Raw genomic sequence first — 17,154 nt, 5'->3', positions numbered from 1 at the left:
AATTATCCATTATCAATTATTAATTATCCATTCCCATAGACGGTTTTCCCGATAACCATAATATTTTCTTCAACTATAATTAGAATGTAAAGAAATATTGAGCAAAAATGAGTATAGTTAACTTACAGGAAATATCCGATAACCTAGAGAGTAGTAATTCAAAGGATCGTTTATTGGCATTGGCTTCCCTAAGACAGGTTGATGCTGAAGATGCAGTGCCTTTAATTAAAAAAGTCCTTGATGATGAAGTGTTGCCCGTGCGCTCGATGGCTGTATTTGCTTTGGGTGTAAAGAAAACTGAGGAATGTTATCCTATTCTAGTCAAATTATTAGAAAGTGATCCCGATTATGGTATTAGGGCAGATGCGGCGGGGGCTTTAGGCTATCTTAACGACATCAGGGCTTTTGATGCTTTGGTAAGGGCTTTTTATGAAGATACCCAATGGTTAGTGAGGTTTAGTGCGGCGGTATCCTTGGGCAACTTAGGAGATATTCGGGCAAAACAAGTATTACTAGCAGCCCTCAGAAGTGGAGAAACCGTATTACAACAAGCGGCAATTTCTGCCTTAGGGGAAATCAAAGCGGAAGATTGTGTGGGTGATATTTTAGATTTTGCTCAGTCAGAAGACTGGTTGATTCGTCAAAGATTAGCGGAATCTTTAGGTAATTTTAACACTGAAAAAAGTGTTTCTGCCCTCAAATATTTAGCAAAAGATGCTCACCCTCAAGTGTCCCAAGCGGCTAATTATTCATTACAAAAGTCAGAACAAAATAATTAATTTTTACTTGCTATTGCTATCATTTTTATCTTAAATTCATTATCGAAAAAGTCTTGTTTTTACCTTCTATTTATTTCTAGGTTAAGCAAGATTTTTTTACTCAGTGTTAGTCAATTTAAGGGTGAAATACTTTTAATTACAAAAAGCATCTTATTTTATATCATGGTCATGGTTACATGGTACAGGATCATAACCTCCCGGGTGGAAAGGGTGACATTTCAAGATCCTTTTTATGGCTAAATAACTACCTTTAATTGTACCATGAAGGGCGATCGCCTCCAGGGCATAGGCAGAGCAAGTGGGCTGAAACCGACAACTAGGGGGAAATAAAGGGGAAATAAAAGCACGATACCCCTTAATTAATAAAATTAAAAAATGTTTCATCTTAACCGAGGAGGGCAAAAAAATCATCATCTAAATCATAGCCAAAAATTTGAGCCATAGCTTTTAAACGAGAATTTCCCGTCACCCCTTGAGACTTTAACCATTGATGGAGAGTAAAAACCTTACCCATGATAAAAATATCCAACGCCTCTGGATTATATTGTATGCCCTCCGTGCGCTTAAACTCGTGGGGTACAACCATCGCAGTATAACGGGCTAACTCCCCTTCACGCCAGTTGAGTAAGATTGGAAACCAAGGATAACGGGCATTGAGGGCGATAAACCATAAACGAATTTCAGGTATTTCCGAGAATTCTCGAGGGTCATTTTCGGATAAGGTATAATCAATTTTAAATTGAATTTGTTGCTCGGCGGATAATACCCCTTCTCTTTTTTCCCATTCCTCTACCATGGTAGTAACGGGGGATAAGTCTAATTTCTCAATATGTTGATTGTTGATAGTGATAATGGTCATATAAAGTATTTAATAATTGATGCTACTGTTAATATCAACTTTTATGAGCTTCCCTGTCAATCATCCATAGGGTTTATGGGAAAAGTTATTTAGTTGAAGTGAGGTGGGCAATGGGGAATAGGCAATGGGCAATGGTTAAGATTGATAAAGTAAGAAAAATTTAGTCTATTGTGCATTTACATAATTAATTATTTATCATAAATTTCACTGTACCAATCATGAACTTAAATATTCTTGGCAATAATCAAAAAAATCTTAGCTTTGCAGATCAATTTTGGCATAATTTTCGTAACAATAATGAGTCTATTAATAAAGTAATTTATGAGGAGAAAGAATCTCTTAACGAAACAGACTTTGATGTAGTTATTTGTGGAGGTACTTTAGGCATATTTTTAGCCACAACCCTCACATTAAAAGGCTATAAAGTGGCTGTGGTTGAAAAAGGAGTTTTACAAGGTAGGGAGCAAGAATGGAATATTTCTCGCCATGAATTAAGTTGTTTAATGGAGTTAGATTTACTAACTGAAAAAGAGTTAGAAGAAATCATATTCACTGAATATAATCCCGCTAGGGTTAGTTTTTATAAAGGTTATGAGTTGTGGGTAAAAGATGTTTTAAATATAGGAGTTAGTCCTAGATTATTACTAGCAAAAGTTAAAGATAAATTTTTAGAATTAGGGGGAATTTTATTAGAAAAAAAACCTTTTATTTCTGCCACTATTTATGATGATGGAGTAAAAATAGAGTTAGATAATAAAACTATATCTAGTCGATTGTTAATTGATGCCATGGGGCATTTTTCTCCCATTGCGAAACAGGCTAGACAGGGGCAAAAACCCGAAGGGGTGTGTTTAGTGGTGGGGAGTTGTGGTGATGGTTTTGCAAAGAATGATACGGGGGATTTAATTGTAACGATTTCCCCCATTGAAAATAGATGTCAGTATTTTTGGGAGGCTTTTCCAGCCAAGGATGGACGCACTACCTATTTATTTACCTATGTGGATGCCCACCCTAATAGAATTAGTTTGACGGATTTAACCCAAGAGTATCTTAGACTATTACCAGAATATCAAAATATTGACCTAGGGGCGATCGCCTTTAAACGTTTTCTATTTGGCTTTTTCCCTTCCTACAATCAAAGCCCATTGAAGATGCCATGGCAAAGAATACTAGCCATCGGAGACAGTAGCGGTAGTCAATCCCCCGTCAGTTTTGGTGGATTTGGAAGCATGATGCGTCACCTACCCCGTCTCACCACCGCCATCAACGAAGCCCTACAAACCGACAGTTTAAAGCAAAAAGACTTACATCTGATTCAACCCTATCAACCTAATATATCCGTTACTTGGCTATTCCAAAAAACCATGAGTGTAAGTATGGAAAAAAACTATTCCCCCAATCAAATTAACGACTTAATGAGTGGAGTATTTCAGGTGATGGATAAGATGGGCGATGATGTCTTAAAACCATTTTTACAAGACGTAGTACAATTTTCAGGATTAGCCAAAACTTTACCCCTGGTAAACCCTCTGTTAGTATTACCCCTTTTACCCCAAGTCGGTTTACCCGTCTTTGCCGATTGGTTTAAACATTTTACTAACCTAGGACTTTTTACAGGTTTATACCCCCTCGGTAACTCCCTCCAGTTTATGGAATCAAAGATGAATGAACAACAAAAATATTACTACCATCGCTATTTAGATATGTGGCAATATGGAGCAGGGCAGGATTAAAATACAAAGAATTGTGATCAAAATAGTACATTTTCCTAGAACTGTCACAAGATAGAAATAGTGATGTTTACTTAGGTTTGGTTATATGTTGCAGCATGATGTAATTATTATCGGTGGTGGTTTAGCTGGTTGTCGGGCAGCGTTGGAGATAAAAAAGCAAAATCAAGATATTGACGTGGCTTTGGTGGCAAAAACCCATCCCATTCGCTCCCATTCCGTGGCGGCGCAAGGGGGTATTGCGGCAAGTTTGAAAAATGTAGATCCAGAGGATGGATGGAAAGCCCACGCTTTTGATACCGTAAAGGGTTCAGACTATTTAGCTGATCAAGATGCGGTGGCATATTTAACCAAGGAAGCCCCCGAAGTAATTATCGAGTTGGAACATTTGGGGGTATTATTTTCCCGTTTAGAGGATGGTAAGATTGCCCAAAGGGCTTTTGGGGGGCATTCTCACAAGCGCACTTGCTATGCGGCGGATAAGACTGGTCATGCCATTTTACATGAGTTGGTCAACAATTTACGGCGTTTTGGGGTGCAGATATATGATGAGTGGTATGTGATGGATTTAATTTTAGAGGAAGGCGCTTCTTCATCGACACAGAAGGAGGCTAAGGGGGTGGTGATGTTTAATATTGACGATGGTAATGTGCAGGTGGTGAGGGCTAAGGCGGTAATGTTTGCCACGGGGGGTTATGGTCGAGTTTTTAATACTACTTCTAATGATTATGCCTCTACGGGGGATGGTTTGGGGATGTGTGCGATCGCCCAATTGCCCTTAGAAGACATGGAATTTGTGCAATTTCATCCTACGGGATTATATCCTGTGGGGGTGTTAATCTCGGAGGCGGTGAGGGGAGAGGGGGCTTATTTACGCAACAGCGAAGGGGAAAGATTTATGGCAAGGTATGCCCCCAATCAGATGGAGTTAGCCCCCCGTGACATCACCTCTAGGGCCATGGTGATGGAGATTCGGGCAGGTAGGGGTATCCATAGTGATGGTAAGGCAGGAGGCCCTTATATACACCTAGATTTGACCCATATGGGCAAGGAAAAAATTATGAGTCGTGTGCCTTTTTGTTGGGAAGAAGCCCATCGTTTGGTAGGTATTGATGCGGTAAGTGAACCCATGCCCGTGCGCCCTACGGCTCATTATTGCATGGGGGGAATCCCTGTAAATACCGATGGCAGGGTGCGTCAGGATGAAAATACCCTAGTAGAGGGCTTTTTTGCGGCGGGGGAGTGTGCCTGTGTATCGGTACATGGGGCTAATCGTTTGGGTAGTAATTCCCTCTTGGAATGCGTGGTATATGGCAGAAAAACGGGAAGGGCGATCGCACTTTATGTCCAAAATAGAGATTTTCCCCAAGTAAATGAGGTTCAATATTTAGATACCGCCCAAGCCAGAATCGATTGTTTACTCAATCAACGGGGGGATATGAGGATAAATGATTTAAGACAACAGTTTCAAGATTGTATGAGCGAACATTGTGGGGTTTTTCGCTCTCAGGAGATAATGCAACAGGGATTGGATAAAATTCAACACCTCAAGTCTTTGTACAATCAAATTTTCCTCGATGATAAATCTAACTGTTGGAATACTGAGTTAATAGAAGCCCTCGAGTTGAAAAATATCATTATCGTAGGAGAAATGATTTTAACCTCCGCCATTCAACGGCAAGAAAGCCGAGGCGCCCACTCACGGGAGGATTTTACCGAGCGCAATGACCAAAAATTTCTAAAACACACCCTCGCCTATCATCATCCCGACGGAGTCAAAATAGACTATATGCCCGTAGTTATTGATATGTTTGAACCCAAAGAAAGGAAGTATTAAAAGTATTCTCAGAAGACGAACAATGGGCTTAAGCCCATTACTCATTACCCATTACTCATTACTCATTACTCATTACTCATTACTCATTACCCATTACTCATTACTCATTACTCATTACCCATTACCCATTACTCATTACCCATTACCCATTACCCATTACCCATTACCCAAACATTATCAATTGTCCTAGGGTATGTTTTGAGTAATAATGAATTAACGACACCTGAGAATGATTAAAAAAAGATGGCAACAGAAATCGAAATCCAGTTACAAACCCTTGAACAAGAAGCCCAAAGTGCGATCGCCCATAGCGATAATCTCAAAAAATTAGAAGAATTAAGAGTAGCCTATTTAGGAAAAAAAGGGGAATTATCACTAATATTAAAGGGAATGGGTAAACTGTCCCCCGAAATGCGCCCCGTTGTCGGTGCCGTTGCCAACCAAATCAAAGACAGAATACAAAATAGCCTCACCCAACAACAAGAAAAATTACAACAACAACAAATCCAAGCCCAAATCGCCTCGGAAACCATCGATGTCACCATGCCCGGTGTCGGAAAATCCCTCGGAAAATCTCACCCCCTCCAAAGCACCATTGACAGGGTGATTGATATATTTGTTGGCTTAGGTTACACCGTCGCCCAAGGGCCCCAAATCGAGAGCGACTACTACAACTTTGAAGCCCTAAATACTCCCCCAGAGCATCCCGCTAGGGATATGCAAGATACCTTTTACTTTGGGGATGGTAGCCTTTTACGCACCCATACTTCCTCCGTACAAATTAGATATATGGAAAATAACGAACCTCCCATCCGTATCATTGCCCCTGGGAGAGTTTATCGCCGTGACACCGTAGATGCCACCCATTCCGCCGTATTCCATCAAATCGAAGTATTAGCCATTGGTAAAAATCTTACTTTTACTGACTTAAAAGGTACTATCAAAGAATTTTTAAAACAAATGTTTGGGGATGATTTGCCCACGGTTTTCCGTGCTAGTTACTTTCCTTTTACCGAACCTTCTGCGGAGGTTGATGTGGAATGGCAAGGTAAATGGTTGGAGGTCATGGGTTGTGGTATGGTTGATCCTAATGTACTCAAAGCCGTAGGTTATGATCCAGAAGAATATAGCGGTTTTGCTGCTGGTTTAGGGGTAGAAAGATTTGCCATGATTCTTCACAAAATTGACGATATTCGCCGTTTATATAATAGCGATTTACGTTTTCTTAATCAGTTTTAATTATCCGTCAGGTAGGGTTAATCCCTACTTAATTATAACTCTGATGACAAAATAGTAAAATTTTTTTATTACTAAAAACCAGTAAAATTTCGCAAAAAAACTTATTCAATCTTGAACCAAATATATTTTAAACTTGAATAAAATATTATTGTCAAAGGTTGTCTGCCCATGTCACGCATTCTCATTAACCAATACCGTAAAGAATTGGAAAATCGGAAACGTTATGGGGGCAGTAGCAATGAAGGCTCAATCCGTTACGCTTTTGCAACTTTATTAAATGGTTATTGTCGTCCAAGGGATTTTATTCTGGTAGAGGAATTAACCATTGCATCTCGTTTGCAAACAAAAATTCGCCTAGATGGTATCGTCAAAGATGCCCTCAGACTTGATTGGGGATACTGGGAAGCCAAAGACGAAAAAGATAGCCTTGACGCAGAAATTGAAGCAAAATTCAGGAAAGGTTATCCCACCGATAATATTTTGTTTGAGGATACCAAAAATGCTGTGTTAATCCAGAATGGTGATGAAGCCCTCCGCATTGGCATGGATGATGATGATGCTTTAGATGCTCTGATTAACCAATTTTTAGACTATGAAAGGGCAGAAGTAAAGGATTTTCGAGGTGCGATCGCAACTTTTAGCCAAGATTTACCCACCATAATCAATACTCTTAGGAATTTGATCGATAGTCAAGATCCCCCTATCATATCCCCCTCTCCTGTGGGAGAGGGGTTAGGGGTGAGGGTAAATTCTCCTGTGGGAGAGGAGTTAGGGGTGAGGGCAAATTCTCCTACGGGAGAAGGTTTAGATGTGAGGGCAAAAAATCAAAAATTCATAGAAGCGAGAAATAAATTCCTCAAAGTCTGTCAAGAGTCCATCAACCCTGACATCTCCATTGATGACATTCGAGAGATGATTATTCAACACATTTTGACAGAGGATATATTCACCAATATTTTTAGTGATGCTCAATTTCACCAAGAAAATAACATCGCTAAACAACTAAATGAAGTTATCAAAACCTTCTTTACTGGTAATGTTAAAAGAAACACTTTTAAAACCATTCAAAGTTATTATAATGCCATTATTCGCACCGCCTCAAGCATCGTTAATCACCAAGAAAAACAAAAATTTTTAAAAGTAGTTTATGAGAATTTTTATAAAGCCTATAATCCTAAAGAAGCTGATAGATTAGGGATTGTTTATACACCCAATGAAATAGTTAAATTCATGGTACAAAGTACCGATTATTTATTAGAAAAACACTTTAATAAAACTCTGGGTGATAAAGGGGTAGAAATCTTAGATCCTTGTACTGGTACGGGTACATTTATCACAGAAATATTAGATTATTTATTAACTAGAGATGTTGAACATAAATATCAGCATGAGATTCATTGTAATGAGATGTCAATTTTGCCCTATTACATTGCTAATCTAAATATTGAATATACTTATCAACAAAAAATGGGCGAATATTTAGAGTTTCAAAATATCTGTTTAATGGATACTTTGGATAATAGTAATTTTGCGGGGAAACAATTTGATTTGTTTGCCATGAATCAAGAAAATACGGGCAGAATTAAGCGACAAAATGAAACAGATATTTCAGTAATTATTGGTAATCCTCCTTATAATGCTAAACAGGAAAATTTTAATGATAATAATGCGAATCGTAAATATACAACCATTGATAAAAGGATTAAGGATACTTATATAAAGGAAGGTACTGCCCAAAATCAAATCGTTGTGTATGATATGTACACTCGTTTTATTCGTTGGGCTACGGATAGATTAGCGGATGAGGGGATTGTTGCTTTTATCACTAATTCTTCTTTGATTGATGCTAGGGCATTCGATGGTTTTAGAAAGTGTTTGGAGGATGAATTTGACTATATTTATATCATTGATTTAGGAGGAAATGTTAGAGCGAATCCAAAATTATCAGGTACGACTCATAATGTTTTTGGTATCCAAACAGGGGTAACTATTAGTTTTTTGATTAAGTTAAAAAATAAAGTAAAATCGCCATGTAAAATTTATTATAGTCGTCGTCCAGAATTTGAGACTAATATCGAAAAGTTAGATTTTATTAGCAAAACTACCATAGAAAAAGTTGACTTTGAAAGTATAAAACCTGACAAAAAACATAATTGGATAAATCAAACGGATAATGATTTTGATGATTTAATTGCTTTAATTGATAAGGATGTGAAGGCAGGTAAAACTAAAACAGTTAGAAATGAGAAAACGGGAGAATTAGAAAATAAAGTATGTGATGAAGCAATTTTTCAGTTATTTTCCAGAGGTGTTGTAACTCAGAGAGATGAGTGGGTTTATGATATTAATAAAAATAATTTAGAAGCAAAAGTCAAATTTTTAATTAAGACTTATCAAGCAACTTTAAAAGATAATAACTATCAAGATAAAAATAAAATAAAATGGGATGCTGACTTAACTAGCTATTTAAAAAGAGGAATAAAAAAAGACTTTAATAGTAAACAAATCATTAAAAGTAATTATCGTCCTTTTTATACTCAATATCTTTATTTTGATAAGCATTTTAACGGTAGGACTTATCAATGGTTTAATATTTATGATCAAGATGATTTAGCTAATAAAATTATTACTTTTCAAAGTTTTGGTAGTAATCGCCCTTTCAATATTTTAGCCACTAAATTTATCTCTGAACTTCATGTGACAGGTGCTAATCAATGTTTGTCATTATATAGATACGAGGAAGGAGAGAGGATAGAAAATATAACCGATTGGGCATTGGATTTGTTCAGGGAATATTATCAACCCTCACCCCCCCAGCCCCCCTCTCCCAAAGGCGAGGGGGGAGAAACTTCCCCATCTTCATCTTCATTCCCCTCTCCTGCGGGGGAAAGTTTAGACGTGAGGGCAAATTCTCCTGCGGGAGAAAGTTTGGACGTGAAGGCAAATTCTCTTATGAAAGAAGATTTATCGGAAATAGTTGGTGCAAAGCGTAAAATTCCACGAGAGTTATTAGAAAAAGCAAGGCAGTTACGGGCTAAACAAACCCCAACGGAAGTTATTTTGTGGGAATGTTTGCGGAGAAATCGGTTATTTAATTTCAAATTTCGCCGTCAGCATAATATAGGTTCATTTATTGTGGACTTTTATTGTCATTCAGCAAAATTAGTAATAGAAGTTGATGGTAAAATTCATGAAAAGTCAGAACAAAAAGACAAGGATAAAAATAGAGATGAATGGTTAAAAAGTCAAGGCTTAAAAGTGTTAAGAATTACTAACGAAATGGTAATCAATAACTTAGAAGAAACCCTAAATATAATCATTCAAAACTTATTCCCCTCTCCTGTGGGAGAGGGGTTAGGGGTGAGGGTAAACTCTCCTGTGGGAGAAGGCTTAGACGTGAGGGCAAATTCTCCTGTGGGAGAAAGGGCGCTGGATAGGCAACAACGAATTATTAATAAAGAAGACATTTTTAATTATGTTTATGGAGTTTTACATAACCCCGAATATCGTCAAAAATATGAACTAAATTTAAAGAGAGAATTTCCAAGAATTCCATTATATGAAGACTTTTGGCAGTGGGCGAGTTGGGGTAAGAAACTGATGGATTTGCATTTAAACTATGAAACAATCAAACCCTATGAATTAAGAAGGATTGATTTACCCTCACCCCCCTCTCCCAAAGGCGAAGGGGGAGTAAAAGTAAAATTGAAAGCGGATAAAGTCAAACATAAAATTACTCTTGATGAGATTACCACTTTAGAAAATATTCCTCCTGTGGCATGGGAATATAAATTGGGCAATCGTAGCGCCTTGGAGTGGATTTTAGATCAATACAAGGAGAAAAAACCGAGGGATAAAACCATCGCTGAAAAGTTTAATAATTATCGCTTCGCTGACTACAAGGAAGAGGTAATTGATTTGTTGATGAAAGTCACGACGGTAAGTGTGGAGACGATGAAAATTATTGATGAAATGAATCTGTAAATTTTAACAAGGGGCTTAAGCCCCTTTCCAGACTCTCAAAACCCTTGCCTGAAACTAAAAAACCCTCCAAAAAGGAGGGCTTAACACTGAGTTTATGAACTATAAACCTAGAAACGAGTGGTGTTAGGTTTGTGAACGATGAAACTCATGGTTTGACACTGTTTGAGGTTGTCGAAACCGATAACTCTGATGTAGGAGTCAGAATACTGACCTTTACATTCACGAACTTCGTTTAATACTTCTTGGGGAGAAACAGCATTGAATAAAGGTAGTTTCCAAAGAGTCCAGTGGTGGTCGTTGGGTAAAGGATCTTTTTCAAATTCGATGGCGGGAATAAATCCTTGATCGAGTAAGTATTGAACTTGTTTAACGATTTGTTGATCGGTTAGGGGGGGTAAGTAAGAGAGAGTTTCGTAACGACGCTCTTTAGGTAAAGTTTGCATTTTTATTGTTCCTTGTTTTCTGATTGATTTGATTCGGTATCTATTTGTGTTTCATCTAACGATGAAGACTGAGTTTGAGTCAAACGTTCTAAGAGATAGCGACGATGTTCTATGTTAGATTGCTCTATGTTTGTCTTGACCATTTCTGGTAAAAACTCCACCGTTTGTTCCGCAATTTCTTTTCTTACTGTCAAGATTCGTAAAACTAATTCTTTATTTTCCTTCACCAAAGCCCTAAGATAATTTTCACTATCCTGAATGGGGTGATGATGGGAAAATTCCCTTAACCAAATTGCCAAAGCTGGATTTGTTTCGGTCAGTTGTTCAATGATTAGCTTTACGGCTTGATAGGTAAGATAGCCTTGCAAAACTTTTGCTGTCTCTTTTACCGCTTGTTTGTAACACATAAATTTTAGTGGGCGATCGCCCCTTGGGTGAATCAGAACGAGGAAAATTAATTTTCAGTCATTGCAATTACTTAATTATTTCTATTATGAGTAGAATTACTGTTCATTGGTGACTGTTTTAGTCATTTTTCCTAAATTCTGAATCCCCAGCAACTAAAATTTAGAGGGTGTCAACGGTGTCAAACTCGAACTTGATTTCTTTCCAAAGTTCACAAGCCGCAGCAAGTTCAGGACTCCAACGACAAGCCTCACGGATTACGTCATTACCTTCACGAGCTAGGTTACGACCTTCGTTACGAGCTTGTACACAGGCTTCTAGGGCTACACGGTTAGCGGTTGCACCAGGTGCGTTACCCCAAGGGTGTCCTAGAGTACCACCACCGAACTGTAAGCAAGAATCATCGCCGAAGATTTCTACAAGGGCAGGCATGTGCCATACGTGGATACCACCAGAAGCCACAGGCATTACACCAGGTAAAGAAGCGTAGTCTTGGGTAAAGAATACACCACGAGAACGATCTTCCTCTACATAGTCTTCACGCATTAAGTCAACGAAACCTAAAGTTACAGCGCGATCGCCCTCTAGCTTCCCTACAACAGTACCAGAGTGTAAGTGGTCACCACCAGATAGACGGAGACACTTAGCTAAAACACGGAAGTGAATACCATGGTTTTTCTGACGGTCAACCACTGCGTGCATAGCACGGTGAATGTGTAGTAAAATTCCGTTGTCACGACACCATTTAGCAAGGGTGGTGTTAGCAGTGAAACCACCAGTAAAGAAGTCATGCATAATGATAGGAGTACCGATTTCTTTAGCGAATTCAGCACGTTTCATCATTTCCTCACAAGTACCAGCGGTAACGTTGAGGTAGTGACCTTTCATTTCATTGGTTTCAGCTTGAGCTTTTTCGATCGCCTCTTGAACGAATAAGAAACGATCTCTCCAACGCATGAAGGGCTGAGAGTTGATGTTTTCGTCATCTTTGGTGAAGTCTAAACCACCACGGAGACACTCATAAACCGCACGACCATAGTTTTTAGCAGATAAACCTAATTTAGGCTTAATGGTACAACCTAAGAGAGGACGACCATATTTATTTAACAAGTCACGCTCTACGGTGATACCGTGGGGAGGTCCTTGGTAAGTTTTGATTAAAGCAACGGGGAAACGAATATCTTCTAAACGTAAAGCACGAAGAGCTTTGAAACCGAATACGTTACCAACCAAAGAGGTTAATACGTTGGTGATAGAACCTTCTTCAAAAAGATCTAAAGGATAGGCTACGAATACGAAATATTGATTATCTTCGTTAGGTACAGGCTCAACGTTGTAACAACGACCTTTATAACGATCCAAGTCAGTTAGACCATCAGTCCATACCGTAGTCCAAGTACCAGTAGAAGACTCAGCCGCTACTGCTGCCGCACATTCTTCAGGGGGAACTCCAGGCTGGGGAGTCATTCTAAAACAGGCTAATAAATCGGTATCTTTAGGGGTGTAATCAGGGGTGTAGTAGGTTAAACGGTAATCCTGAACACCAGCTTTAAATCCAGCTTGTGCCATTAGTGGCATCCTCCAAATATATAAATTTTCTTTATAGCTTTATTCTTAACAACCTCTATAAATAGAGGGCAGTTATTAGGCTTTTGCTTTTCGAGTTTCAATCTTATCATGAAGGGGGATCATCTTTTTTCGGAAAATAATTTTTTTTCCATTAATATTTATTCTGATTTTTATTAATTTAACTAATCTTATTTTTTCCCCTGATCACTGTTTCATAGGCATTAATACTCTCAAAATGATAAGTCTTTGATTCTAAAACATCACTTTATACATATTTCTTCACACTTTTTCTTGAAGCTATATCAACTGTTATTGGAATGATTAAATATACTTATATCCCAAGTGATTAAGTGATGACCAAAAGCACCTTCACAAAAAAACCTATTGATCTAATGTAATGACATAGCTATTGGTGGGGGTTTCAATATTTGCTTTTTCTAAGGCTTCCTTAATTCCTTGGCAAACATGGGATGTAACCTGAATAAAAGATTGGCGACGAGAATTAACCCAAAAAAGAACCTCTAAATTAACTGTACTAGGAATCAACTCCTGTACCAAAATGATGATTTCACGCTCTGACTCTACTTCCTCAACACCCATTATCACCTTTCGGACAACTTCTTTCACTAAATCTAAATTTGAACTATGATCAACCCCAAAAGTCACACTACTACGGCGAAGAGGAGAAGCGGTAATATTAACGATGCTACTTTGAAAAACCTGTTGATTAGGAATATAAACCAAACGTCCATCATAAGTTTGTAAAGTAATCGCCCTCAACTGAATTTGGGTAATAGTACCCTCATAATCACTGATAACTACTTGATCATTAATACGAAATGGACGCGCCGCCAGTAAAATAACTCCTGAGATATAGTTTCCCAACACATCCTTAAGACTAAAGCCGATGGCAACACTGGTTAAGCCCAAAGTACCTAATAACAAACCAAAATCTAACCCCAAAATTCCCAAACTGATTACACTACCAACAATCCATACTCCTCCATAACACAAGCGACTTATTAATATGTCTGTACTGCGATCGCCCTCAGTCTTTTCAGCCCACAAAAGAGCAACATTTTTAACCCCCACAGCCACCAACCAAGTAACAAAAATAACAATTAAAGATCCAATCAAGGAAGGTAGATTATCAATCGTATCCCGAATCAAACCCTGAATAGTAATATCTAATCTTTGAGCCACATCCAGCACCAAACTAACCTGACTCAAACTATCATTCAAATCCTGTGCCCATAACTGAGCCAATTCCGATACCGAAACATTAAAATCAAGCGCATCCTGACTCGTTACAGTCATCAAAACTCTATTATTTACCCTCAACAAAGCACTATCTCCCCCCTCACTCAAGGAAACCTCCACAGGGGCAAAAGAATTTGACTGACTCAATAAACTTGCAATACGACGATTAATCACCCTCGCCCTCTCCGTTGCCGTTATGTCCGCCAAGCCCCCTACCTGAAATATCGGTCTGCCACGCACCACCACATCAGCGAAAAAAATATTTTCCTCCAACCTTTCCACCGATGAATCTTGAGCTTTTACTTCAAACAAATCAGAGTAAAAAAATGGACTAAAATAGATTACAAAAATAATTCCCAGAAAATAATATTTTTTCATCCTAAAAATTTTCATTAAAATTAGATATAAAATGTCAAAAAAAATTCATATCGCAATTTCAACAGATAACCTCTCTGAAAGTATCAAAGACTATAATAAACGCTTATCCGCTTTACCCACCATTATTGTTGATAATCAATATGCTCTCTGGGAAACAGAAACCGTAAATTTCTCAGTAAGAGTCGATAAAAATATTGCTCCGGGTAGCCTAAGACATTTAGGATGGCAAGATTCCACCGCCGAAAAATTTACCGAAGAAATAGATGTAAATGGAATTACTTGGGAAAGGTTTAATCGACAAAATCAGTTAGACGAAATCAATCAACTGATGATGAATCAGAGTAAATAATAAAAGAAAAATTAAGCTACGCCGAAGCCAGTGTATTCTCTAACAAAATAGGGTTTTAAACCCAAAATAATATCATCTCTTTTTACTCCTTTTTCTAAGAGTATTTCTGCTACTAAAATATCAGTATTATTTTCTTGAATCCATATCTTTCCCTCTCTTATTTCTAGGTGTAATAACACTGAATAAATTCTTTTTTGTTTATCCCAACCCAAATGTGCGTAAATAGATGTCAGGTCAAAATGAATTGATTTATTAATTTTCTAATTAACCTATACTTGGCAACCATATTATCAATTTTCCGTTAAAGCAGATAATTTATTAACCGTTTCCTCCACCTTAACCATACTACCCGGATTCACCAAGCCAAAATAGTCAAAAACATGAACATTATCCTCCTTCACCGCCCGTAAATTACCCCAAAAAGACTCTGATTTCATTTGCTCCTCGATGCCCTGTTGCCCGGGGTCAACTAATATGATAATCTCTGGGTCAGCTTCCAAAATTTTCTCAGGAGATAAAGTTACATAACCCCCAAATTGTGAGCTACCCTGTAAATTTGCCACCACATTATTAAATTGAAATTGAGTCAATAAATCCCCTGCCCAACTATTTTTATTGGGGGCGAGGATAGGCTGACGACTGACTAGCACTAACATGGAAGTATCAGAATTTGCCTGTGCAGGTATCCAGTTTTGATAATTTTCCATCAAAGGTTGAGCATTTTCCCCCATAGTAGAGGCTAGATTTTGAGTTAATTCTGTCAACGATTCCCAGCTATCAACATTGGTGGACATAGTTTTAATACCGACTTCCTGCAATTTTGCCAAGGTTTGATCACTAAAACCCTCCGCACCGATTACTAAATCTGGCTCAAGGGCGATAATTTTTTCTAAATCTGGGGGGGCATTTCCTTCACTAACGGTGGGATAATCAGCAAACCGAGGATCATTTCTGGTTAAACTACTACCCGGAATTGCCACTAATTTCTCTGGGTTTAATTGATAGATAATATCAGCGGTAAGGGACGTTAAAGCGACTATTCTACTAGGTTGATTAACGGCTTCTAGTTCGCTACTAATACTTTCTTGTTGATTCTCTTGCAGAATAAGACTATCAGTATTATTACAAGCAGTAATAGTGATTAAAGAAAGGGATACTAATAGTAATTTTGTGATTTGATTTTTCATAGTTTTAAAGTGTTTTAATAAATTATTTTAAAGATATTAATATTAGGCTTAGGGTGATTTTTTATAAAAAATATTGTTATTTTACTTCTTAATTTTTTTTCAATTCTAAGTGGCTTTAATCTTTCTATATAAGTCATGAGAATAAGATCCCCCCTAACCCCCCTAAATAAAGGGGGAAGTCGATTTGAAATTTTAAGACTGCTATGATAATCACAGTGATATTAATTAAAAACGTAGTCTAAAGTTAATTCCTGCATTGAATCCGGGAGGAGCAAAACGTTCTAAATTGGGGTTAGTGGGTGCAGTACCTCGTACACTTGACCATTCAAAATATTTTTTGTCAAATAAGTTAAATAAGCCAATATTCAAAGAGGCATTTTTAGAAAAATTATAGTAGCTAATTAAATCTAGTAAAAAGTAACCATCAGGGAGGAATAAATTGTCTCCATCTACCCTTGTTTTTGCCCCAACAAAAGTTCCTACTAACTCCGAACCCCATTTATCTTCGGGTGCTCGATAACGTAAACCGACGACGGCTTGAAAAGGATCGATAGAATTTAGTGGTACGGAATTACCATCACTATTATTATTACCTTCAGTCCAAGCTAGACTACCTACTAAGCTAAAACCATTTTCCCTTGTGGGGTTAAAGAAATATTCTGCCCTGGCTTCTAAACCATAAATTTCTGCACTACCGATATTTTGCGACTGAAATATTGAAAATCCATCGCTAGGGCGAGTACCCACAGTGGCATTATTGATAAAGTTACTGTAATTGTTATAAAAACCTGCCAAACTAAAATCAAGTTGAGGATATGAGCCACGGACACCAATTTCAAAACTATCACTGGTTTCGGGAACTAGGTTAGCATTGGGCAACACTACATATCGAAAAGCAAAGTTAGTAAAGCCAATATTCGCATCATCAAAGGGAGGACTGCGGAATCCTCTGGCGTATTGCCCATACAAAGATAATTCTGGGGTAGCTTTGTAAACGATACCAATTTTAGGAGAAAAAGCGGAGTCATTACGATCTTCTACTACTAAATTATCAACATTGATACGGCGAAAATCATCATCTTCATTGGCATTCAAGCTAAAGAAATCCCACCGTAAACCGGGTATTATCGACCAT

15 protein-coding genes are annotated in these 17,154 nt (G+C 37.9%); 6 read left to right on the top strand and 9 right to left on the bottom strand.

All coding sequences use genetic code 11. The annotated features are described in order from the left end of the window. Nucleotides 1-107 precede the first annotated feature (107 nt). A complete protein-coding gene (locus tag ACXITR_RS02555) occupies nt 108-779 on the top strand; it encodes a HEAT repeat domain-containing protein (protein ID WP_457995665.1) in 672 nt (223 codons plus the stop codon). Between the two features lie 150 nt (nt 780-929). On the opposite strand, the gene yidD is transcribed toward ACXITR_RS02555, so the two are convergent. Together yidD and ACXITR_RS02545 are read right to left on the bottom strand one after the other, a co-directional pair. Continuing rightward, nucleotides 930-1,163 carry a membrane protein insertion efficiency factor YidD gene (yidD, locus tag ACXITR_RS02550; protein ID WP_457995664.1) on the bottom strand — a complete coding sequence of 78 codons (234 nt, stop codon included), beginning with the start codon at nt 1,161-1,163 and terminating at the stop codon, nt 930-932. A gap of 1 nt (nt 1,164) precedes the next feature. After that, nucleotides 1,165-1,638: a CRR6 family NdhI maturation factor gene (locus tag ACXITR_RS02545; RefSeq protein WP_457995663.1), complete on the bottom strand. Its 474-nt coding sequence runs from the start codon at nt 1,636-1,638 to the stop codon at nt 1,165-1,167. A gap of 218 nt (nt 1,639-1,856) precedes the next feature. On the opposite strand from ACXITR_RS02545, the gene ACXITR_RS02540 reads away from it, so the two are divergent. From ACXITR_RS02540 to ACXITR_RS02525, 4 genes are all read left to right on the top strand, one after another. Next, complete coding sequence (locus tag ACXITR_RS02540) at nt 1,857-3,371, top strand: NAD(P)/FAD-dependent oxidoreductase (RefSeq protein WP_457995662.1); 1,515 nt, start codon at nt 1,857-1,859, stop codon at nt 3,369-3,371. Nucleotides 3,372-3,456: 85 nt separating this feature from the next. Beyond that, entirely contained in the window at nt 3,457-5,205 is a 1,749-nt protein-coding gene (locus ACXITR_RS02535; RefSeq protein ID WP_457995661.1) for a succinate dehydrogenase/fumarate reductase flavoprotein subunit, read from the top strand. Nucleotides 5,206-5,448: 243 nt separating this feature from the next. After that, a complete protein-coding gene (pheS, locus tag ACXITR_RS02530) occupies nt 5,449-6,444 on the top strand; it encodes a phenylalanine--tRNA ligase subunit alpha (protein WP_457995660.1) in 996 nt (331 codons plus the stop codon). Between the two features lie 168 nt (nt 6,445-6,612). After that, nucleotides 6,613-10,428 carry a type ISP restriction/modification enzyme gene (locus tag ACXITR_RS02525; RefSeq protein WP_457995659.1) on the top strand — a complete coding sequence of 1,272 codons (3,816 nt, stop codon included), beginning with the start codon at nt 6,613-6,615 and terminating at the stop codon, nt 10,426-10,428. A 107-nt stretch (nt 10,429-10,535) separates the two neighbouring features. Here ACXITR_RS02525 and ACXITR_RS02520 read toward each other — a convergent pair whose 3' ends face one another. From ACXITR_RS02520 to ACXITR_RS02505, 4 genes are all read right to left on the bottom strand, one after another. Next, nucleotides 10,536-10,871 (bottom strand): ribulose bisphosphate carboxylase small subunit, encoded by a 336-nt coding sequence (locus ACXITR_RS02520; protein WP_446682245.1) that lies wholly within the window; start codon nt 10,869-10,871, stop codon nt 10,536-10,538. 2 nt (nt 10,872-10,873) lie between these two features. Continuing rightward, nucleotides 10,874-11,278, bottom strand: coding sequence for a RuBisCO chaperone RbcX (locus ACXITR_RS02515; RefSeq protein WP_446682246.1), 405 nt, complete (start codon nt 11,276-11,278; stop codon nt 10,874-10,876). A gap of 160 nt (nt 11,279-11,438) precedes the next feature. Continuing rightward, complete coding sequence (locus ACXITR_RS02510; RefSeq protein ID WP_457995658.1) at nt 11,439-12,845, bottom strand: form I ribulose bisphosphate carboxylase large subunit; 1,407 nt, start codon at nt 12,843-12,845, stop codon at nt 11,439-11,441. A 381-nt stretch (nt 12,846-13,226) separates the two neighbouring features. Continuing rightward, complete coding sequence (locus tag ACXITR_RS02505) at nt 13,227-14,498, bottom strand: mechanosensitive ion channel family protein (protein WP_457995657.1); 1,272 nt, start codon at nt 14,496-14,498, stop codon at nt 13,227-13,229. Between the two features lie 16 nt (nt 14,499-14,514). On the opposite strand from ACXITR_RS02505, the gene ACXITR_RS02500 reads away from it, so the two are divergent. Further along, a complete protein-coding gene (locus tag ACXITR_RS02500) occupies nt 14,515-14,832 on the top strand; it encodes a hypothetical protein (protein ID WP_457995656.1) in 318 nt (105 codons plus the stop codon). A gap of 11 nt (nt 14,833-14,843) precedes the next feature. Here the strand turns inward: ACXITR_RS02500 and ACXITR_RS02495 are convergent, their stop codons facing one another. The 3 genes from ACXITR_RS02495 to ACXITR_RS02485 form a co-directional block, all read right to left on the bottom strand. Next, nucleotides 14,844-15,044, bottom strand: a complete 201-nt coding sequence (locus ACXITR_RS02495; RefSeq protein WP_457995655.1) for an element excision factor XisI family protein — start codon at nt 15,042-15,044, stop codon at nt 14,844-14,846. A gap of 78 nt (nt 15,045-15,122) precedes the next feature. Then, nucleotides 15,123-16,019, bottom strand: coding sequence for an ABC transporter substrate-binding protein (locus ACXITR_RS02490; RefSeq protein WP_457995654.1), 897 nt, complete (start codon nt 16,017-16,019; stop codon nt 15,123-15,125). A gap of 225 nt (nt 16,020-16,244) precedes the next feature. After that, the coding region (locus tag ACXITR_RS02485) for a TonB-dependent receptor domain-containing protein (RefSeq protein ID WP_457995653.1) at nt 16,245-17,154 on the bottom strand (910 nt) is incomplete at its 5' end.

The organism is Cyanobacterium sp. (assembly GCF_054166785.1).
This window is presented reverse-complemented; position numbering and strand designations above follow the sequence as displayed.